This is a genomic window from Providencia vermicola (genome assembly GCF_010748935.1).
In the GTDB taxonomy this organism is placed as follows: Bacteria; Pseudomonadota; Gammaproteobacteria; order Enterobacterales; family Enterobacteriaceae; genus Providencia; species Providencia zhejiangensis.
In genome coordinates, this window is sequence record NZ_CP048796.1 from 1,888,168 (window position 1) to 1,907,992 (window position 19,825).

The following is a 19,825-nucleotide window of genomic DNA, read 5'->3' on the forward strand; positions in this document are numbered from 1 at the left end:
AAAAAGTGATCACCATTTGATTTTTAACCTACCAACCACGATTTTTATTGCTTACTTATTCGCCATTCACTATTAATTGTTCAACAATGCATTAAAGATAGATTAACAATTAATTTCATTAGTAGAACAATGGCACGTTTTTTGCCTTTATCACTATCACAACATCAATAACGACAAAAACAATTCGAAAGGAGTATGCATATGGCAGCTCAAGAAAACACAACCACCAGCAGTGCTGAATTTGTAAAAAATAGGCGCACTTCATTAATTGGTGCGATTTTCTTAATGGCAACATCCGCAATTGGTCCCGGTTTTATCACTCAAACTGCAACCTTTACCGTTACATTAGGGGCTGCATTTGCTTTCGGGATCCTCGCGTCAATTATTATTGACTTTGTTGTCCAACAAAATATTTGGCGAGTAGTGACATTAACGAAAATGCACTCCTCTGAGATAGCCAACGCGACCATTCCTGGCAGTGGCTATGTGTTAGCTGTATTAGTCATATTCGGAGGGCTCATCTTTAACATCGGAAATATTGCGGGCGCTGGGTTAGGGTTAAATGCCCTCGTCGGATTAGATCCTAAATGGGGAGGACTAATCAGTGCATTATTAGCGATTTATATTTTCTCTTCTCGTAAGGCGAGTACATTCATTGACCGTGTAATAATTGTGTTGGGGTTAGTCATGATAGGGCTGACACTATTTGTGGCCTTTGCCTCTAATCCACCAGTTGGGGAAGCATTACGCCAAAGTGTCCTGCCAGATACTGTTGATTTTGCAATGATCACAACGATTGTGGGCGGTACAGTAGGGGGGTATATCTGCTATGCAGGTGCACATCGCTTATTAGATAAAGGTGCGGTGGGTGTTGAAAATATTCATGTTGTTTCAAGTGCTGCGACTAAGGGGATCCTAGTTGTTGGCCTCATGCGTTACATCTTATTCCTCGCTATTCTTGGCGTGGTAGCAAGCGGTGTGACCATTGATATTTCAGGTAAGGCTGCAAATCCTGCATCTCAAGCGTTTCAAGCTGCTGCGGGTAATTTTGGATTGCGTATTTTTGGATTGATTTTATGGGCAGCGGCTTTGACGAGTGTAATAGGCGCTGCTTATACCTCAATGAGCTTTATTACCGCATTTAAAAAATCCATTACAGAAAGGCAGCGTAACATTGCCACAATCATATTCATTGCAATTTCATTAGCTGTTTATTTAATGATGGGAACGGCACCAGCAGCCTTATTGGTATTTGCTGGTGGCTTCAATGGATTAATTTTACCGATTGGTTTAACCATCTTTGTTTATATCGGGTGGAAGCGTGCTGATTTGATGTCCGGATATCATTATCCGCGTTGGTTGCTATGGTCTGGCGTTATTATTTGTGCCCTAACATGGTACATGGGCGCCATGTCGGTTGAAGCTATCTTTAATTATTTGAAGTAGAGGTCAAATAGCACAATGAAAAAAATTATCGATTTAAACAGTGATCTCGGAGAAAGTTTTGGCCAATGGCAAATGGGTAATGATAACGCCATGCTGAAAGTGGTTAGCAGCGCCAATGTTGCCTGCGGATTTCATGCTGGCTCTCCTGAAGGGATCTTTAACACGTTAATTGAGGCTAAAGCCAACCATGTTGTAGTTGGTGCTCATGTCGGATATCCAGATTTAGTTGGTTTCGGCCGTCGGAATATGGATATCTCATCGAATGAACTGATTGCAGATGTGATTTATCAAATCGGGGCGCTGAAAGGGTTAGCGGTAGCTGCGGGTTGTCACGTTGATTATGTCAAACCTCATGGTGCACTGTACAACACCATCGCCCATGATAAACGTCAAGGAATGGCAGTTATTGAAGCGATCTGCGCTATTGACTCTCAATTGGTCTTGGTTGCACTTGCTGGCTCACCGTTGATTGAATGGGCGAAAGAAAGTGGGCTTACTGTCGTTGCAGAGGCATTTGCAGATAGAGCGTATCACGCGAATGGTACCTTAGTTTCGCGTAAAGAAGTTGGTTCAGTTCTACATGATCCTGAGCAAGTAGCACAGCGTATGCTGCAATTTGTCAATGAAGGTGGCGTGATGTCGATTGAGGGAACCTTTACACCGATTGATGCAGGTTCGATCTGTGTACATGGCGATAGCCCCGGTGCACTGGCTATGGCGCAAAAGGTTCGAGAACTGTTGCAACAAAATGGCGTTGAAATTACTGCTTTTGCGGGGAGAGGGCAATGACTAGGTTATTTAAAGCCTCAGAAAAAGCAATCGCCGCGGCGAGAGAAGCAAGGGAGGCGATCCGCCAAGGTTTTGACAAGCCAACAGCAGGTTTAGCGGCAGGTTTGACACAAGCTAATATGATCGCATTACCTCGTGATTGGGCATTTGATTTTTTATTGTATGCCCAGCGTAACCCCAAAAGCTGTCCTGTTTTAGACGTGTGCGAAGCGGGAAGTTGGCAAACAATTTTAGCTGAAGGCGCTGATTTACGAACAGATATCCCACGTTATCGTGTATGGCAAAACGGCAATTTAGTTGATGAAGTAACGGACGCGACCCATATTTATCAGGAACATCCGGACTTAGTAACCTTTTTAATTGGTTGTAGCTTTACCTTTGAAACGTCATTAATGGAAGCGGGGATTGATGTCCGCCATATTACGGATAACACCAATGTACCCATGTATAAAACCAATCGCTTATGCCGCCCAGCAGGGCGTTTACAAGGTGAGCTTGTTGTCTCGATGAGACCTATCTTGGCGGAGCGGGTAGCTGATGCCGTCAGTATTACAGGGCGTTTTCCATCGGTTCATGGCACTCCTGTTCATATCGGGGCGCCTGAACAATTAGGCATCAAAAATATGATGGCACCTGATTTTGGCGACCCAGTCCGTATTGAAAATGGTGAGATCCCCGTATTTTGGGCTTGTGGTGTGACGCCGCAAGCTGCGGTGATGAAATCGGGAGTCCCCTTTGCGCTTAGCCATGCACCGGGACATATGTTTATTACTGATATACCTGATGCTGCCTACCATGTATAGGAGGGGGTAATGCGATTCTTACCGGTCAATTTAAGCGCTTTTATGATCGAGCTACACAGTCTTGAAGAGACGATGGCATTGACTCATTTACTGCGCAATAGGGCACACAAACTGGCAATTGAAGAGATAACACCAGCGGCAAGAACAGTGCTTGTTCGTTTTAATTCAATGCTCACCAATATTGATAAGTTAATTGACCAAATTGGCCGTTTAGACATTTCAGCAACGGAGCTGAAATCGGGGCCGCTCGTGACGATCCCCGTTCATTACAATGGAGAAGATCTTGCTGATGTGGCTGAGCATCTTGGTACATCGATTGAAGATGTCATAAGGAGACATACGGAGAATGAATACCAAGTGGCATTTTGTGGTTTTGCTCCCGGATTTGCTTATATGGTGGCGAAAAATGCACAGTTGAATGTACCTAGAAGGCCATCGCCGAGGATCCGTATTCCAGCCGGCTCGGTGGCATTAGCGGGAGAGTTTAGTAGTGTTTACCCGCAGGCTAGCCCTGGGGGATGGCAGCTCATCGGTGTCACGGAAACGGCTGTTTGGGATTTGTATCGAGAGGAACCCGCGCTGTTAAAACCGGGTTATCGAGTCAATTTTGTTGATGCCGCCAGAGCAGAGACGACTTACAGTTTACCTCAGCCGACTCATCACCATAAAAGTCATGAAAAAATGGTCCTGAGTGATGATTTGACGGTGCTAGCAACAGGCTTACAAACATTAGTACAGGACTATGGACGAATGGGATTGTCGGCTTTGGGGATCTCCGAGTCGGGAGCGATGGATAAAGGGGCATTACGTAGCGCTAACCGCCTTGTTGGGAATGATATTCATGAAGCTGCATTAGAAATCACTCAAGGTGGCTTTAAAGCGCAGGCAAACAGACCTTTATTAGTCGGGGTAACCGGAGCCAGTTGCGATGTTGAAATCACCACAGCGGAAGGGATCCACTATTTTGCGCAGCAATATCAGCCAATTCAACTCGCCAAGGGCGACATTATCCATTTGGGGACGGCGACTAAAGGGGTTCGTAGTTATTTGGCTATACGCGGTGGCATTGAGATGACACCTATTTTAGGAAGTTGTTCTTTCGACACCTTAGCTCAAGTTGGCCCAGCGCCACTCAAGGCGGGGCAGCGCTTAGCCGTGAAAAGCCTTAAGCAGCAAACTGTCATTTCACTCAATGAACTGCCCGTTTTAAATTATCCAAGCGCTCATGAAATTGTTGTATTAGATATTGTTTTAGGTCCTCGAACTGACTGGTTTACACAGCAAGCGGTACGATTATTAACATCGCAATTATGGCAAGTGACTGCGGCATCGAATCGTATCGGTTTGCGATTAGCTGGGGATAAGGGGATCGAGCGCGCTAAACATCAAGAATTACCGAGTGAAGGGACTTGTGTTGGTGCAATTCAAATTCCCGCGAATGGTCAACCGGTCCTATTTTTGAATGATCACCCATTAACGGGGGGCTATCCGGTTATCGGGGCAGTGTGTGAATATCATTTAGACCTAGCGGGTCAAATCCCTGTTAACGCAAAAATACAATTTAATCCAATAAAGGTATTCAACGAATTTGAAGGGAGTCGGGACACTTATGCCTACAATTAATCATAATATTCAACATAAAGTGTTGATCGCGAATCGCGGTGAAATAGCGGTAAGAATTATTCGTGCTTGTCGTGATATGGGGTTTACGTCTGTGGCCGTTTATGCAGATGCAGATATTGCGGCATTACATGTCCAAATGGCGGATGAGGCCTATGGTTTAGCGGGTAATACCCCCACTGACAGCTATCTGGATATGCACAAACTGATTAGGATCGCGAAAAAATCAGGGGCTACGATGGTTCACCCTGGTTATGGATTTCTTTCAGAACGTGCAGAATTTGCACGTGCCGTGCAAGAGAATGGCCTTATCTGGATTGGACCTAATCCAGAAACTATTGAAATATTAGGTGATAAGGTAAAAGCTCGCCAACTGGCCATGCAAGTGGGCGCGCCATTGGTCGCAGGAACAAAAGAGCCAGTGAAAGAGGCGAAGGAAGTCGTGGCGTTTGCTCACGCGAATGGTCTCCCCATTGCTATAAAAGCTGCATTTGGTGGCGGAGGACGAGGTTTAAAAGTGGCATGGCAGATGGAGGAAGTGGAAGAGCTCTACCACTCGGCAGTGAGGGAAGCGACAGCAGCATTTGGACGCGGCGAATGTTTCCTTGAACAATTTCTGCATAATCCTCGCCATATTGAAGCACAAGTGATTGCTGATCAGCATGGCAATGTTGTTGTCGTCGGGACTCGTGATTGTTCTTTACAGCGTCGTAATCAAAAGTTGGTGGAAGAATCGCCAGCGCCTTTTCTTTCGCAAGCATTACAGCAACAAATCATTCAAGCATCTGTTGATATTTGTGCGAAAGCAAATTATATCGGCGCTGCTACAGTCGAGTTTTTACTTAGCCAAGATGGTAAATTATCTTTCCTTGAAGTGAATACACGTTTACAAGTAGAGCACCCTGTGACGGAAGAAACGACAGGTATAGACCTAGTCATTGAACAATTACGTATTGCCCAAGGGTTACCATTAAGCATCAATGAAACACCTAAGCCCAGAGGTCATGCTTTTGAGTTTCGTATCAATGCTGAAGATGCGGGAAATGGTTTTTTACCTACACCGGGCGTGATCCAGCGTTTTGATCCACCATCTGGCCCAGGTGTTCGTTTAGACAGTGGTGTTATGGCAGGGTCAACTATACCAAGCACATTTGATTCACTAATGGCGAAATTGATTGTGTTTGGCCGCACACGAGAACAGGCCATTCAGCGTGCTCGCCGTGCTTTAGCCGAATTTACTATTGAAGGTGTAGCATCGGTATTGCCTTTTCATCGTGCAGTGATAGAACAAATGGACTTTTGTGAGCAATTTAACGTGCATACACGTTGGATTGAAACCGAGTTTAGGGTACAAATTCCGCCAGCAAAACGTCAGCTCCCTCAAAATGAGCAGCCGTTAACTCATACTTTTATTGAAATTGATGGTAAACGTTGCCAATTAGGATTGCCCGCACAATTATTAGCAGGGTTATCGTTACAATCTACTGAGCAAGCCTCTACGACAACACAAGCCAATGACAAGCAGGATCATTTGCTGAATGCGCCAATTTCAGGTGTGTTATTTAACTGGTTAGTTGCTGAAGGTGATGAGGTGGCTCAAGGGGAGGTGATTGGTGTGATGGAAGCCATGAAGATGGAGGTTCAGGTAATGGCACACCGTGCAGGTAAATTGAAATATATTGCTAAAAAAGGTGATTATATTAACGCAGATTGTGCCATCGCTGAAATTGCCTAGCTGTTTGGTGGGAGCAAGTTACAACGGGCTCCCACGTTTGCCAATGTTATCGAGAAATACGCGTTGGTAATGAACGTAATGGAGGATTAGGCGCAGGCACACTGTGTTGGTCCTCTTTTTTAATTTCGTCGCTATCTCGATAGACTTCACCACACATAAAGTACAGGTTTGGGCGTTTGGATTCGAGGTAAGATTTACGGCTGATACATTCTTGTTGCGTAAAAATGGTCTCAGTAACAGGTAGCGCATCACATGCATCTGTGCCGCAAGGGCTTACCCATAAGGCCCATCCAATGAGTACCATATGTCCTGCCATTCGAACTGCTCCTCCAACAAGTATGAAAGTAACACTGGGCCACAGCGAGTGGCAGCACTAACGATGACAAATTAAGTCACTTGACGGCATCTGTTAGCGACGATAAGTGTAAAAAGCGAGCATCAATTAATAGATTGAACACAAATGTTATCATTGGATTCAGCAAATGTATGTAATGTCGTGAATAATCATTGTAAATTGGCATTAAATAGCAAATCAATAAGTTAAGATTGTAACAAGTAATAATCTCTATTAGAGGCCTATCATTGTTAATATTATGAATTAAAAGGCGTTAATAATGCGTCATTATGTCGTAAAAAAATATTTTTTCAAAATTAGCAATACAAAATAGATGTTATTATCACTATCTAAACAATAAGCATTCTAATTATGATTCAGTTAATGTCACCCCCAAAGACATTTTTGGACTTGGTGTAAGAAAATAAATAGGTAATAGGCTAAATGGAAGGGGATGGATGAAGCGGAGTAGCATTATTCTATAAGATGTTTTTTGCTTATATTCGTTATTGTTGTTCAGCATGTTTGATATCGAAAGTAAGAAATATCATGGGATAGTCACAAATTGCGTTCGGTAATGTCTTATTTAGACTGTGTTGAGTATCCACCACTATTATTAACCATTTTTATTTATGATATATCAATAATGTCAAATCTTTTATGGGGAAATGTAAAGTCCACAATAGACGCTCTAAATTAGAATGAAAACCGATAAAGGCAATGGGTTGGATATTAAAATATAGACTTGTCTGTTTTGTTTTAAATAAAGGTTTCTTAAAAAATACTGATGAATTGATAAAGTACTATGACTCATTTTAGCTAGTTGATTAATTGCAACACTATGATAATAATCAATTTCTCAAACGAGAACACCTGGCGCATGTAAATATGGATAACTGAGTTTATAGCCTATACGAATATAATATTGGTTTGGTGTTATTTGTCGTGAAAAATAGCGATGTATTCACTAAATCATTTAACTGTTCATTTTTTAATGAAGGCATCGGTATCTTTTAGGTTAATTTACTTAGGCTATGTGGATTGATAGATTTTAATTATTTTTATTGAATAGCGATAGGAGAACCCTATCAGGCTGATTGATTTATAACCACGATTGGTCGCTAATTTTGGAACCGCTTCGCAAAAACGTAAAATATTTGTCTTATGATTGTTGTTTTAAGAGCTAGCTCATAACAATGATAATGGGTTTTATTTACGATAAAAAATAACTTATCACTACAGAAATTGGGTATCTAACGATTATGAATACCATGGAGAACGTTTTGACATTTTGGTTCGAAGAATCGACACCAAAACAGTGGTTTGAAAAAAGTGCAAAATTTGATGCGGTCATTACCCAACGTTTTGCCGGAACCTTAGAACGTGCGGCAAAAGGCGAACTTGCTTACTGGCGAATTTCTATCCGTGGTCGACTCGCTGAAATTATCGTTCTAGACCAGTTTTCAAGAAATATTTGGCGTGATACGGCAAAAGCGTTTGCACAAGACCAAATGGCTTTAGTGTTAGCTCAGGAAGCGATCAAACAGCCAGACTATAATTTATTGCCTTTATCTCAACGAAAATTCATTCTCATGCCGTTTATGCATTCGGAATCCAGTTTTATTCATCAACAAGCGGTGGAGTTATTTCGAGGATTAGGCGACGACAATACATTGAATTATGAAATGCAGCATAAAGCCATTATTGATCGTTTTGGGCGTTATCCGCATCGTAATGAGATATTAGGGCGGGTATCAACGAAAGAAGAAATTGCATTTTTACAGCAACCTAATTCATCTTTTTAATCATCAATTGTAGTGCTGTGCTTGAGGCTCTCTAACCGCAGTATTCATAGCGTTCGCTTAGCTTCAATTCTGTGTTTGGGTGAGTGAAATGACTTGGCGGTGATTTGACGTTGATAATCTGTAATTCATACTCAGTGTTACAAAGCTCACAGAATAAAATTGTCAGTGTTATTTTGTATAATGGGCAACGACAAGAGAAAGCCTGCAATTTTGCAGGCTTTCTCTTTAGTGGGAAAACAGGTGTAATGATGAATTACATCGTAATTTGCCACAGGTTATAAAAAGCGATACGCCCAGCAAGTTCTGCAAGTAAAACGGCACCCGCACAGGTTGCGAGAGTCGCTTTTGGGGCACGTTGTTTTAATGCCATGCCGACAAAACCAGCTAATGCGATCACCAGTACAACAACTTGGAATCCCCAAAAACCAGTCTGTTCTGCGCTAAGTGCAGGGCCTGTTTCGGATAAAAAGGCCTGATAACCAGCACGGCTTGCGAAGATAACGACAGCACCGACTAAGAAAGCCGCAATACCTAAACCACGAGCACCGATAGCAATCGCCAAGGCTCCGCCACCGACTAACATGGTCATCCACATTTGTAATGTGGTGTAGCTAGTATTCCAGTTTGCAATGGACGCAATATTATAAACTTGCGGAATTGACCAAACAAAAGCGAGGCCAGAGATCACCGCAGCAATGTTCGCGAGTTCGCGTAACAGCGGTTTTTTATAAAATAATGTGAAAAACAGTGTTGCCGCGGCAAAAGTGACAAAAACGCCACTTAAGAACGCCTCATTACTCATTGGCGAACGACCAACACCGAGTAGCATGTTGAAAAAGCGTAGCGGTTGGCCAACGTGTAAGCCACCAATAGCTAATCCAATAATCATCACCACAAATGCGAGAATATTGGCATTTTTCAATTGTTTTTCATCAATAGATCCCATTTTTTTGCTCAAATACGCAAATAAAAATAGACCTGCCGCCGATTGCCCTAGGACGGTGAAAAAGACTAATGGTAATTCATGCATTTTACACCTCCGCTGGGTTTTTGAGTTCGCCACTTTTATCGCCAGATGGTTTGGCATCTTTGTGTGGCTTAATGACGATATTTGGATTAGTCAGGCTTGGGTCTGGCATTGGTGCAATACCGCATTCCGTGCCATGAAGCTCACGAAGGACATTGATATCATCAAAATCCAGCGCTCGTTGTGGGCATGACTCAACACAAACAGGTTTCATACCTTTAGCGACACGCTCGTAGCAACCATCACATTTGCTCATCAGCTTTTTCTTCTCGTCATATTGAGGCGCGCCATACGGGCAACGCAATTCGCAATAACGACAGCCAACACAGACGGATTGATCGACAACAACGAGGCCATCTTCTGCACGTTTGTGCATCGCTCCTGTTGGACAACCTTCCACGCAGGTTGGGTTCGAACAGTGGTTACAAGAGATGGATAAATAGTAGCTATAAACATTTTGCTGCCAAATACCATCTTGTTTCTGCCAACTACCACCACCAAATTCGTATACACGACGGAATTTAGGGCCTAAATCGAGATCTTTTTCGTCCTTACAACTGACCTGACACGTTTTACAGCCAGTACATTTTGTGGAGTCAAAATAAAAGCCATACTGTTTCATCAATTAACTCCTTAAGCGCGTTTCACTTCAACAAGGTTAGTATGTTGTGGTGTTCCTTTTGCCAATGGAGAAGGAACTTGTGAGGTTAGGGTGTTGATACAGCCTCCCGTATCTAATCCCGCTGTATCTAAGGTACGCCATGCACCTTGTGGAACAGCGATAACACCCGGTAATACGCGCTCAGTCACTTTAACTTTAATCTGAATGCGACCACGGTCATTGAATATTTCAGCGACATCACCATTGCTTAATCCACGTTCTTGGGCATCAATAGGGTTGAGCCAGAATTGATGTGGAATAGCTTCACGTAACATCTCAACATTAAAATAGCTTGAGTGAACATGACCTTTATCATGGAAGCCCGTCATTAATAATGGGAATTTTTGTTGGCTACGTTGCTGTTCAACGCCTTCTTTATTGACGCAATATTCCGGAATTGCCGGTATACGCTGGCCTTCTGGAAGTTCCCAATTTTTAACACGCTCTGCTAATTGCTCTGAATAAATTTCAATTTTTCCAGAAGGTGTTTTTAATGGATTTGCGACAGGATCATCACGGAAATCCTTCAGTGCAATGTATTTTGATGTATCGGCAAATTGACGGTCGATAATGCCACCACCATCGGTTTCACTGAACTCAGGTAAATGAGGCATTTTTTCACGGGTTTTGTTGTAGCAATATTCAATCCACTCTTCATAAGTACGACCTTCAGTGAATTGCTCTTTTACTCCCATTTTCTCTGCAATGTCAGCTAATACATCATAGTTAGGGCGGTTTTCCCACAGAGGTTTAATCGCATTTTGCAAACGGACTAAATAGTGATAGGCGCCACTTGCATAGGAGTTATTGATAAGATCATTTGTCTCAACGGGGGTAACATCCGGCAACAGCAAATCAGCATATTGTGCCGATGGCGTGTGGTGGTTATCCCAAACTAAGATAAATTCACATTTTGATTCATCAGATAAAATATCGTGGGTTTTATTCAAGTCAGCGTGCTGGTTACCGATCACGTTACTTGAGTAGCACCACATAAATTTGATGTCGTTATTGAGCTTATCTGCCCCTTTGATACCGCCATTTTCAGCAGTTAACTCTTTACCGCGGACAATAGCTTCAGTCCACATAAATGAAGGTAATGTCGCTTTAACAGGGTTTGGTAAAGCGAAACCAGCAACAGGGTAAGCAATACTATTGCCCCAAAGGCCTGTATTGGTACCTGGGCGACCAATATTACCTGACATGATAGGAAGCATCATGATAGAGCGGCAGGCTTGTTCGCCATTTTCAGTACGTTGTAAACCCCAGCCTTGTGAAATCCACGCATGCTTTGAATTACCAATTTCGCGAGCTAATTGGATAATACGTGAAACCGAAATACCGGTTAGCTGACTAGCCCATTCAGGAGTCTTAGCGATGCCATCTGGACCGTTACCAAGGATATAATCCTTGTAAGAACCATTACGTGGTGCGGAAGCGGGCAGTGTGCTTTCATCCCAACCGACACAGTAATTTTTCAAAAATTCTTCATCGGTTAAGCCTTCTTGGATCATGACATAGCCTAGCGCTGCAACTAGTGCAGCATCAGTACCCGGATAGATAGGGATCCATTCTGCGCCAAGTGTGGTTACACTATCAGTACGGCGAGGGTCAATGATGATGACTTTCGCTTTACTCTTGTCTAATGCGTTCAATGTTTCATAGAACTGACCGCCACCAGACATACGTGTTTCAGCAAGGTTATGACCAAACATCACAACGAGGTCTGAGTTTTGGATCTCAGAAAGCAGGGATTCTTCCACACTACCATAAACATATGGTGTGATTTCCATTAACTGAGCATAGGAATAGGTACCGTAGTCACCTAGGAACCCACCCGTCAGGCTGAGAAGACGTTTACATGCCGCACGACCATGCAAGTTAGCCCCTGTTGAACCTGTACCGTATTGGTAATAAATTGCATCGCTGCCATATTTATCAATGGTGTATTTGAGTTTTTCAGCAATGATGGTTGTTGCCTCATCCCAACTGATTTTTTTGAATTTGCCTTCACCGCGTTTACCAACGCGCACCATTGGGTATTTCAGGCGATCAGGATTGTAGGTTTTCCAACGTACTGAACGGCCACGTAAGCATGGGCGAATTTGGTGCTCCCCTAATGTAGAGTCGTCGTACATGGTTTCGTTAGAAATACGACTGATAACACCATCCTTAACATGGACTTTGAGTGGACAACGGCTACCACAGTTAACTAAGCAAGCGCTATAACTGATTTTTTCGTTGATTTCATCAGGCATGATTTCTGGTGTTTTTGCTTGAGCAGCAAAAGGTAAGGTGATTGAGCCTGCGACAGCAGCTGCGGTAGCCACTGTTGCGGAAGTTTGAATAAACTCCCTTCTGGCTCAGTTCTCCAAAATGAGTATTTTTATTTGTTTTATGCATTGACATTGCCTATATGTAAAGTTCGATATCACTTTCCTATGTATGTTAAAAAAAGTTGTAACAAAGCAACATGACCTACATCAACAATATCCATGATAAATCAAAGGCTATCATGTTTTATCACATTAATATTAAAAGGGTTTTTTCGGCAATTTAGGGAAATATAGCGATTTACATTATCTATCGATATGTATTTATTTATATAATGAGAGGTGCTAAAAGCAGTAAAAGAGGGTGTTTTCCCTCTTTTACTGTACTACCAAAGTTGTAATACCATTAGATAAATTAATTAGTTACTCTTGGGTATTTGAATTTGCTATGGTTTGACCAATCGCGCGCATATCTGTACCCGTTGGTGATTGATGAACGCGTAGATCAAATTGTGGCAGGATGGAAAAAATATGGTCAAAAATATCCGATTGAATACGTTCATATTCAACCCATGCCGTTGTGTTCGTAAAGGCATAAATTTCAATCGGCAAGCCATTTGAGTCAGACTCAAGCTGCCTTACCATGATTGTCATCCCTTTATGAATATTCGGATGTGATTTCATATACGCCTCAACATAAGCACGAAATGTACCGATATTGGTCAGCCGGCGTTGATTCAATGGTGTTGCTTTGTCGTCTGGAATCGCAGAGTTGAACACTTGAATCTCAGATATTTTTTGTCCCATATAGGGCTCAAGTAAATTCGCTTTTTCTAAAGCGGTAATTTTTTCAGGTTCAAGAAAATGGATGCTGGTGGTATCTAAACGAATACTACGTTTAATACGGCGACCACCTGATTCAGTCATGCCTTTCCAGTTTTTGAATGAATCCGAAATCAAAGCATAAGTTGGAATTGTGGTAACGGTGTTATCCCAATTGCGAACTTTAACTGTTGTTAGACCAATATCGACGACTGCACCATCAGCGCCATATTTTGGCATTTCAAGCCAATCACCAATGTTCACCATATTATTTGCAGATAGTTGGATACCTGCAACTAACCCCATGATGGGATCCTTAAAGACCAACATCATGACGGCCGTCATTGCACCTAAACCACTAAGTAAGATAAGTGGAGATTTACCGATCAATAATGCAATGATCATGATGGCAATGAGCACGGTAGCGATCAGTTTTATGCTCTGAAAAATGCCTCGTAATGGTAAATGGGCTGTTTTTGCTGCTCGTTGTAAGATACTTAATAAGATATCGAGAATAGAATAAAAGGTGAGCAAACCGAAAAGTAAACACCAAGCCTGTGATGCCACGGTTAATATTTGCTGTGCGGTTGAGCCAGCATGTAGCCATAACACGGCTTGAATATTAACAACAACACCTTGGATAACAAAAGCGATGCGGTTAAATAAATTGAATTGGGTTAATTGGCGCTGCCATCCACTGTCTTTTTGCTGTCCACTTTTCTCGATACGAGGAAGAATAATTTTATGCAAAATAAAATGCAAAACGAGGGCAACGATTAAAATTAAGCCTAAGACCATTAAAAGCGAAGCAATATCGGCATATTCTTGATTAAACTGGCGTACCCAGTCTAGCAGTTGCTGCTGCATGTGCTCTCCTTTTTTATTGACATCAAACGTACAAATAAATGTTTTGGTTAAAGTATTTCACTATAAGTTACGCATAGACAATAACATAAATGTGACTCAATCTCATCTATAGTGGACAAAAAAACTGGGATAGGCAAAAAATTAAGTTGAAAGTACAATTCAATGGATGAAATTAAGTTTTAAATAAAAAAATTATGTATTTAATAGAATATTATAAATTAATAAAAAACATCAATAGCGAATTTACGTATAATTACCTAATATAAGACAATTTCCGATTGTTGAATTTCGAACGGCTGATTACTTTAAGCGGGATGATTAGCGGCGGAGTTGCAATGATGGAAAAACTGAAAATGGGAAGATGCACTCTTTCTATCTTATTAATGATAATACCTTATAGCGTTCAGGCAGATGCTCGGAATCACCACTGGGAAGGTCATAGTCATCATCAATATTATGACGATAGACCGCATAAACATAAGTATAAAGAGCATAGAAAACACCCTAATGCGCCTCGTTATTATCCTAATTACGGAATGATAATACCAAGTCCTGCTATACCAGTTTTAAGTGTTAATTTAAATGTTGCGTCGATTAGACCGATTGCAATTGATTATGGAATTACAGGCTATTCACGTTTACCACCTAAAATGGCAAGACAAATTATTGTTGGTCAGCCATTACCTGCTGGTATAGGGAGGCATCATTTACCGAGAGGGTTTGTATCCCAATTACCTGTTTATGAAGGGTATGAATGGCGTATAAGTGGACGCGATTTGCTACTCGTCGCAGTCAGCACAGCGGTTGTGGTTAAAGTGATTCAAGATGTATTTGAATAAAAAAACAGCCTTAAAACAATTTAAGGCTGTATTGCTAAATAATATGCATAGAACGCTAAAGGTGAGGTAATAAAGGCTTTCGTTTTTTACATAAAACGCTTAGCAAGTAGTTCAATAACTTCTTGAACGTTGCTAATAAATTCTTTGATGCTATTCATGGAAACTCCAAAAGTTAAAGTGTGATCTAGATCACTTGAATGCATTTTAGCTTTTGGCTGTAGAATGTCAAGCACCTAGCTAAACATTTTTTGAATCTTTAAAAAAATTTTGATATCAGCAGTTTCCAGTTCAATATTTTTGAATTATCAATCACTTACTGCTATTTTTTAGCGCTCCAGCCAGTAGGAATAAATTAAAAGAACTAAACAGTAATTCAATACCAATAAAGAGCGTTAACAATGTGATTGACGTTTGCGCATTACCGCTTAACAGCATGTAGGCAATGATAAAATCGAGAATACCAATTAAAATATTCATCATTCCCGCCGCAGAGCTGAAAAGTTTAGCGCCAACGAAGATACGGATCACACCACCAATTATGAAGAGAATAGCGACAAATACCGCTAAGAATAATAAGCTTTGTAAGGGGTCGGTGATAAAAGCATAGCCTAAGATTAAGTAAGCAATACCTGCAATTAAGCTGAATAAGACAGATACATTTGCATACAGTCGATTGAATACAATATTTAAAATGACGGCTATACCGCTAATCAATAACATAACACCGATCAATGAACTAAATGCGATACCAGAGACAATCGGGTTAGTTATACAGACCACCCCACCAATGAGAAGCAATAAGGCGACCAAATAGATAAGCGTTCTATGACCTTTTAATTGTGAATCTGCAAGATTTTTAAGTTGATTTTGATTGAGATTAAGCATAATAAAATTTCCCCTTAAATCAAATGAGTGGCAACTGTATGGGTCGATTTGAGTTAATATCCAAAATATAGACCATTAGTGTTTAATTCAATAGCTATTTCACAAAAACACTAATCGTGGCTATTGTTAATACTAGCGATTAAGTCCAAATACGATGAGTTAAAGTGGCAAGAATAAAATTGAACAATACAATACTCAAATAATGAGTGGTTAAGTCAATAACTCAAATAATAGTGTTTTTGTAATACTAATGAGTGAAAACAGATATATCGCATCGTGAAACTTGGTATTTATAAGCTTGAAAAGGAAGTAAACATTATGATTACCTACATAAATGGTCAATTTGTGCCAGAAGAACAAGCATCAATATCCGTATTCGACCGTGGTTTCTTGTTTGCTGATGCAGTCTATGAAGTTACCGCTGTTGTTAATGGTCGTTTGGTTGATTTTAAAAATCATATGACACGCTTGCAACGTTCATGTCATGAATTGCAATTAGCTTTACCTTATACAGAAGAGTCGTTATTAAAAATTCACCAACAGATCATTGAAAAAAATAATCTCACTGAAGGGTTAATTTATTTACAACTCACAAGGGGCAATGCTGGACAGCGCAATTTCTTGTTTCCCGATAAAACGATTACACCCACATTAGTGATATTTGCCCAACAAGCTTCGATTATTGATAATCCACGCGCTACAACAGGGATTAGTGTCGTAACATTTGACGATATTCGTTGGCAACGATGCGATATTAAAACCGTTGCTTTGCTGGCGGCATGTTTAGCAAAAGACTATGCGCATTCTCAAGGGGCGGATGATGCACTTTTTGTGTCAAATGGCGATATCACAGAAGGGAGTTCAAGCAACTTTTTTATCATTACACATGAAAATATAATCAAAACTCGTGCTTTAGGTTATGAAATATTACCCGGTATTACGCGGCAAGCAATTTTAACGCTTGCTCGGGAGCAGCATTTAGCTATTGAAGAAGGTACTTTTACTGTTGAAGAGGCAATGGCCGCAAAAGAAGCTTTTATTACTTCATCAACGACATTCGTTTGGCCTGTTATTGAAATTGACGGGCGGAAAGTGGCCGGCGGAAAGCCTGGACCACTAACACACCGGTTGCGTGAAATTTATATACAAAAGATGTTAGTTGTATAAGACATGAAAAAGAGTCCATTCACTTTAGTTTTCCTTGCAGGAAATCGGCTAGGGAGGAAACGGTGACCATTCCTTGTAATGCTTGCATACTTTGATGATGTAGCTCTAATGTTGCTGCGGCGCATAGTTCATCAATGACTGTAACTTGATAACCGAAATCATGAGCTTGGCGAGCACTGCTTTGAATGGTCATCACTGAACTGACCCCACCAAAAATAACATGTTTAATGTTATTTTCTTTTAACCAATGGTTGAGTTGGTTACCTGTAAATGCGCTGACACCTTTTTTTACTATGATGACGTCACGGAGTTGAACATCTAATTTTTCAGCCCAATGGCAGCCAGCAGAGCTTAATTTTAATGCACCGATCGCTTTTGCATGATGGAACATAGGGGAACCCGCTGGGATATCATGATAATCATCCGCAAAGCCCACTTTTACCCAGATAATAGGGATATTATTTTTACGGGCAAAATCGGCGGCTTGATTCGCTCTGTCGATAATATGGCGTTCTTGAGTTTGTGGATAGCTGGTATTTAATAAACCATTTTCGCCAACAATTTCCTGAATTAGGTCGATAATAATGAGTGCTTGGGACATGAGCTTTCCTTTAAACAAATAAGTAAAAAGACTTACAGTGTTTAAGTATAGACTAAACACTGTTTAAGACTCTGTTAACCTAGTTGCAAAAAGGGCGTTAAGGCAAATCGATAATAAAACCAACACCTTTTTTATCTAGTCCATCGGTGACACGTATCGCTGCATCTATTTTTGTTGCGAGGTTATGAACAATGGATAGACCAAGTCCACTACCTGTTTCTGTTGTACCGGGAACACGATAGAAACGTGAAAATATTAATTGGCGGCTTTCTTCTGGAATGCCTCGACCATTATCTTGTACGGTAATCGTTGCGCCGAAAGGCGATAAATCTTTAATTGTGATTTTAATCTTTCCTTTTTTATCACTATATTTAATCGCATTTTCCAGTAAGTTGGTAAAAATTGTTGTTAATGCTAGTTTATCAGTGGTAATAAAGACATTATCTGCACTTTGTAGTTCGATATCGATATCTTGGTTTATAGCATGTGGTACATGCAATGAAGTAATATGAGAAATTAATACGGGTAAGTTAATCTGCTCTTTATTTACAGAAAAGTCTTCAGCCTCTAAGCGTGCTAAATCGATAAGCTGGTGTGATAACGACGCCGCTCGATTTAATGCTGCCTGCATGTCGTTAACGATTTCTTCTTTCTCTTTTACATTCTGTATTTGCATCAATAAATGAAGCTGAGCAATGACCGCGGCAATGGGGGTACGGAGTTCATGTGCAGCATCTGCCATAAATCGTTTTTCACGTTGGTTTGCAGCATCAACGCGTGACATGAGATTATTGATTGCCGTAATAATAGGACGAATTTCTTTATACTGCTCTTTTACTGAGATGGGAGTTAAATTCCCCGGTTTGCGGCTAGCGATAATCGTTGCAGCTTGTCTTAGCGGTCTTAAACTAAAATAAGCGGTGATGATAATTGCAATTAGCATGATGCCTAATATAAATAATAAAGGTATTGCAGTACCTTCAGCGGGGCTACCTATTATTGATTTCCTGTCAAAGTAAGACTCTCCAAGGATCACCTCGATGGAGTGTTCATCATTCCATGCGAAGGTAAAGTGCCAATTAGGATACTGTTTTTTGAGGTCATTGAACAAAATATTATCGGTTATTTTGATTTGGTCACTATTGCGATATAACACATCACCATGTTGGTTACGCACGGCAACAAATGGTCTATAGGATACCTCTAAACCATTTTCCATTGCGTCAGTATACATTTTTTGCAATGAGGTCATGATACGTTCAAAATATTCTGGGTTATTAGCAACGGTACCTAAAGTAGACGCAAAACCTTCAGTAACGATTTGCTGCTGGAGGTTAAAATCATCATCAATATCAGGTAAATAAAAAAATTGTAACCAACCTACTAATAATACCCATAACAGAATTACTGAGCTTATCTGTAAGAAAAAAGTATAGATAAAAAAGGATTTAACTTTCACTTGATTGCGCTTCTTTTTTAAGTAAATAACCGATGCCGCGAATAGTAATAATACGATCTTTACCTATCTTGCGCCGTAAATTGTGAATATGAACTTCAAGTGAATTACTTTCTATTTTATCATCTAACCCAAATAAACGTTGTTCGAGATCCGCTTTACGTACCACGTTATCTGCATTTTTTACTAATTCATATAATAGCTGATATTCTTTTCCTGAAAGCATTAATAGCTGATCATCTAATAGAACTTGATGGTTGATTGGGTTTAGTTGCAAATTATCCAATTGCCAAATTTCTGAAGAAAATCCTGCCATACGACGACTTACGGCTTTAACACGAGAAATAAGCTCAGGCATAGCAAACGGTTTTGTTAAAAAATCATCGGCACCGGAATCTAAACTGGCCACTAAATTATCCATCTGGTTTCGAGCGGTCAGAATAATAATTGGAATTGATTGGCCAGAACGACGCCAAGCAATTAATTCCTCATATCCATCACCATCAGGTAAACCTAAATCTAATAACATGAGATCAAAATTACGTGAATTTAATTGTTGTTTAGCATCGTTAAGTAATCGTACCCAAAGGGGATTAAAACCAGCAAGTTCTAGACCACGACATAATGCTTTGCCTAGTTGGAGATCATCTTCAACTAATAAGATATTCATTTTATCACCTCTCTAGCGTGCAGTA

Annotated in this window: 17 protein-coding genes; 8 read left to right on the forward strand and 9 right to left on the reverse strand. The window is 40.7% G+C overall.

All coding sequences use genetic code 11. From position 1 onward, the window contains the following. Window positions 1–201 precede the first annotated feature (201 nt). The 5 genes from G3341_RS08330 to G3341_RS08350 are packed head-to-tail and all read left to right on the forward strand — an operon-like array spanning window position 202 to window position 6,393. Window positions 202–1,446, forward strand: coding sequence for an NRAMP family divalent metal transporter (locus G3341_RS08330; protein WP_154621939.1), 1,245 nt, complete (start codon window positions 202–204; stop codon window positions 1,444–1,446). A 15-nt stretch (window positions 1,447–1,461) separates the two neighbouring features. Next, window positions 1,462–2,235 (forward strand): LamB/YcsF family protein, encoded by a 774-nt coding sequence (locus G3341_RS08335; protein ID WP_154621938.1) that lies wholly within the window; start codon window positions 1,462–1,464, stop codon window positions 2,233–2,235. After that, the gene (locus tag G3341_RS08340) at window positions 2,232–3,038 is read left to right on the forward strand and encodes a putative hydro-lyase (protein ID WP_163861161.1); all 807 of its coding nucleotides are present in this window, start codon (window positions 2,232–2,234) and stop codon (window positions 3,036–3,038) included. The genes G3341_RS08335 and G3341_RS08340 overlap by 4 nt, the downstream gene beginning before the upstream one ends. Before the next feature lie 9 nt (window positions 3,039–3,047). Beyond that, on the forward strand, window positions 3,048–4,661 hold the full coding sequence (locus G3341_RS08345; RefSeq protein WP_154621936.1) for a 5-oxoprolinase/urea amidolyase family protein: 1,614 nt from the start codon (window positions 3,048–3,050) through the stop codon (window positions 4,659–4,661). Beyond that, window positions 4,648–6,393, forward strand: a complete 1,746-nt coding sequence (locus G3341_RS08350) for an acetyl/propionyl/methylcrotonyl-CoA carboxylase subunit alpha (protein WP_167520917.1) — start codon at window positions 4,648–4,650, stop codon at window positions 6,391–6,393. The genes G3341_RS08345 and G3341_RS08350 overlap by 14 nt, the downstream gene beginning before the upstream one ends. Before the next feature lie 46 nt (window positions 6,394–6,439). On the opposite strand, the gene G3341_RS08355 is transcribed toward G3341_RS08350, so the two are convergent. After that, on the reverse strand, window positions 6,440–6,709 hold the full coding sequence (locus tag G3341_RS08355) for a hypothetical protein (RefSeq protein ID WP_154621934.1): 270 nt from the start codon (window positions 6,707–6,709) through the stop codon (window positions 6,440–6,442). 1,280 nt (window positions 6,710–7,989) lie between these two features. Between G3341_RS08355 and G3341_RS08360 the strand changes: the two genes are divergently transcribed. Continuing rightward, the gene (locus G3341_RS08360) at window positions 7,990–8,532 is read left to right on the forward strand and encodes a DUF924 family protein (protein ID WP_154621933.1); all 543 of its coding nucleotides are present in this window, start codon (window positions 7,990–7,992) and stop codon (window positions 8,530–8,532) included. A gap of 253 nt (window positions 8,533–8,785) precedes the next feature. On the opposite strand, the gene G3341_RS08365 is transcribed toward G3341_RS08360, so the two are convergent. From G3341_RS08365 to G3341_RS08380, 4 genes are all read right to left on the reverse strand, one after another. Next, window positions 8,786–9,562: a dimethyl sulfoxide reductase anchor subunit family protein gene (locus tag G3341_RS08365; protein WP_154621932.1), complete on the reverse strand. Its 777-nt coding sequence runs from the start codon at window positions 9,560–9,562 to the stop codon at window positions 8,786–8,788. A 1-nt stretch (window position 9,563) separates the two neighbouring features. After that, the gene (locus tag G3341_RS08370; RefSeq protein ID WP_154621931.1) at window positions 9,564–10,181 is read right to left on the reverse strand and encodes a DMSO/selenate family reductase complex B subunit; all 618 of its coding nucleotides are present in this window, start codon (window positions 10,179–10,181) and stop codon (window positions 9,564–9,566) included. Window positions 10,182–10,192: 11 nt separating this feature from the next. Continuing rightward, the gene (locus G3341_RS08375; protein WP_432279733.1) at window positions 10,193–12,550 is read right to left on the reverse strand and encodes a DMSO/selenate family reductase complex A subunit; all 2,358 of its coding nucleotides are present in this window, start codon (window positions 12,548–12,550) and stop codon (window positions 10,193–10,195) included. 366 nt (window positions 12,551–12,916) lie between these two features. Continuing rightward, window positions 12,917–14,182, reverse strand: a complete 1,266-nt coding sequence (locus tag G3341_RS08380) for a mechanosensitive ion channel family protein (protein ID WP_163861162.1) — start codon at window positions 14,180–14,182, stop codon at window positions 12,917–12,919. Window positions 14,183–14,517: 335 nt separating this feature from the next. Between G3341_RS08380 and G3341_RS08385 the strand changes: the two genes are divergently transcribed. After that, window positions 14,518–15,021 carry an anti-virulence regulator CigR family protein gene (locus G3341_RS08385; protein ID WP_163861164.1) on the forward strand — a complete coding sequence of 168 codons (504 nt, stop codon included), beginning with the start codon at window positions 14,518–14,520 and terminating at the stop codon, window positions 15,019–15,021. Window positions 15,022–15,330: 309 nt separating this feature from the next. On the opposite strand, the gene G3341_RS08390 is transcribed toward G3341_RS08385, so the two are convergent. Beyond that, on the reverse strand, window positions 15,331–15,906 hold the full coding sequence (locus tag G3341_RS08390; RefSeq protein WP_154622390.1) for a DUF308 domain-containing protein: 576 nt from the start codon (window positions 15,904–15,906) through the stop codon (window positions 15,331–15,333). Window positions 15,907–16,224: 318 nt separating this feature from the next. Between G3341_RS08390 and G3341_RS08395 the strand changes: the two genes are divergently transcribed. Continuing rightward, window positions 16,225–17,073, forward strand: coding sequence for a D-amino-acid transaminase (locus G3341_RS08395; protein WP_154622392.1), 849 nt, complete (start codon window positions 16,225–16,227; stop codon window positions 17,071–17,073). A 19-nt stretch (window positions 17,074–17,092) separates the two neighbouring features. Here the strand turns inward: G3341_RS08395 and G3341_RS08400 are convergent, their stop codons facing one another. The 3 genes from G3341_RS08400 to G3341_RS08410 form a co-directional block, all read right to left on the reverse strand. Beyond that, window positions 17,093–17,674, reverse strand: coding sequence for a cysteine hydrolase family protein (locus tag G3341_RS08400; RefSeq protein WP_154622389.1), 582 nt, complete (start codon window positions 17,672–17,674; stop codon window positions 17,093–17,095). Between the two features lie 97 nt (window positions 17,675–17,771). Next, entirely contained in the window at window positions 17,772–19,133 is a 1,362-nt protein-coding gene (locus G3341_RS08405) for an ATP-binding protein (protein ID WP_163861167.1), read from the reverse strand. After that, window positions 19,123–19,800 (reverse strand): response regulator, encoded by a 678-nt coding sequence (locus G3341_RS08410; protein ID WP_154622388.1) that lies wholly within the window; start codon window positions 19,798–19,800, stop codon window positions 19,123–19,125. The genes G3341_RS08405 and G3341_RS08410 overlap by 11 nt, the downstream gene beginning before the upstream one ends. Window positions 19,801–19,825 lie beyond the last annotated feature (25 nt).

Excerpts from the sequence above, each read along its gene's own strand:
- G3341_RS08390 (WP_154622390.1), bottom strand. The coding sequence starts at position 15,906 with ATGCTTAATCTCAATCAAAATCAACTTAAAAATCTTGCAGATTCACAA.
- G3341_RS08350 (WP_167520917.1), top strand. The coding sequence starts at position 4,648 with ATGCCTACAATTAATCATAATATTCAACATAAAGTGTTGATCGCGAAT.
- G3341_RS08360 (WP_154621933.1), top strand. The coding sequence starts at position 7,990 with ATGAATACCATGGAGAACGTTTTGACATTTTGGTTCGAAGAATCGACA.
- G3341_RS08335 (WP_154621938.1), top strand. The coding sequence starts at position 1,462 with ATGAAAAAAATTATCGATTTAAACAGTGATCTCGGAGAAAGTTTTGGC.
- G3341_RS08365 (WP_154621932.1), bottom strand. The coding sequence starts at position 9,562 with ATGCATGAATTACCATTAGTCTTTTTCACCGTCCTAGGGCAATCGGCG.
- G3341_RS08380 (WP_163861162.1), bottom strand. The coding sequence starts at position 14,182 with ATGCAGCAGCAACTGCTAGACTGGGTACGCCAGTTTAATCAAGAATAT.
- G3341_RS08345 (WP_154621936.1), top strand. The coding sequence starts at position 3,048 with ATGCGATTCTTACCGGTCAATTTAAGCGCTTTTATGATCGAGCTACAC.
- G3341_RS08395 (WP_154622392.1), top strand. The coding sequence starts at position 16,225 with ATGATTACCTACATAAATGGTCAATTTGTGCCAGAAGAACAAGCATCA.
- G3341_RS08340 (WP_163861161.1), top strand. The coding sequence starts at position 2,232 with ATGACTAGGTTATTTAAAGCCTCAGAAAAAGCAATCGCCGCGGCGAGA.
- G3341_RS08410 (WP_154622388.1), bottom strand. The coding sequence starts at position 19,800 with ATGAATATCTTATTAGTTGAAGATGATCTCCAACTAGGCAAAGCATTA.
- G3341_RS08370 (WP_154621931.1), bottom strand. The coding sequence starts at position 10,181 with ATGAAACAGTATGGCTTTTATTTTGACTCCACAAAATGTACTGGCTGT.
- G3341_RS08355 (WP_154621934.1), bottom strand. The coding sequence starts at position 6,709 with ATGGCAGGACATATGGTACTCATTGGATGGGCCTTATGGGTAAGCCCT.
- G3341_RS08385 (WP_163861164.1), top strand. The coding sequence starts at position 14,518 with ATGATGGAAAAACTGAAAATGGGAAGATGCACTCTTTCTATCTTATTA.
- G3341_RS08330 (WP_154621939.1), top strand. The coding sequence starts at position 202 with ATGGCAGCTCAAGAAAACACAACCACCAGCAGTGCTGAATTTGTAAAA.
- G3341_RS08400 (WP_154622389.1), bottom strand. The coding sequence starts at position 17,674 with ATGTCCCAAGCACTCATTATTATCGACCTAATTCAGGAAATTGTTGGC.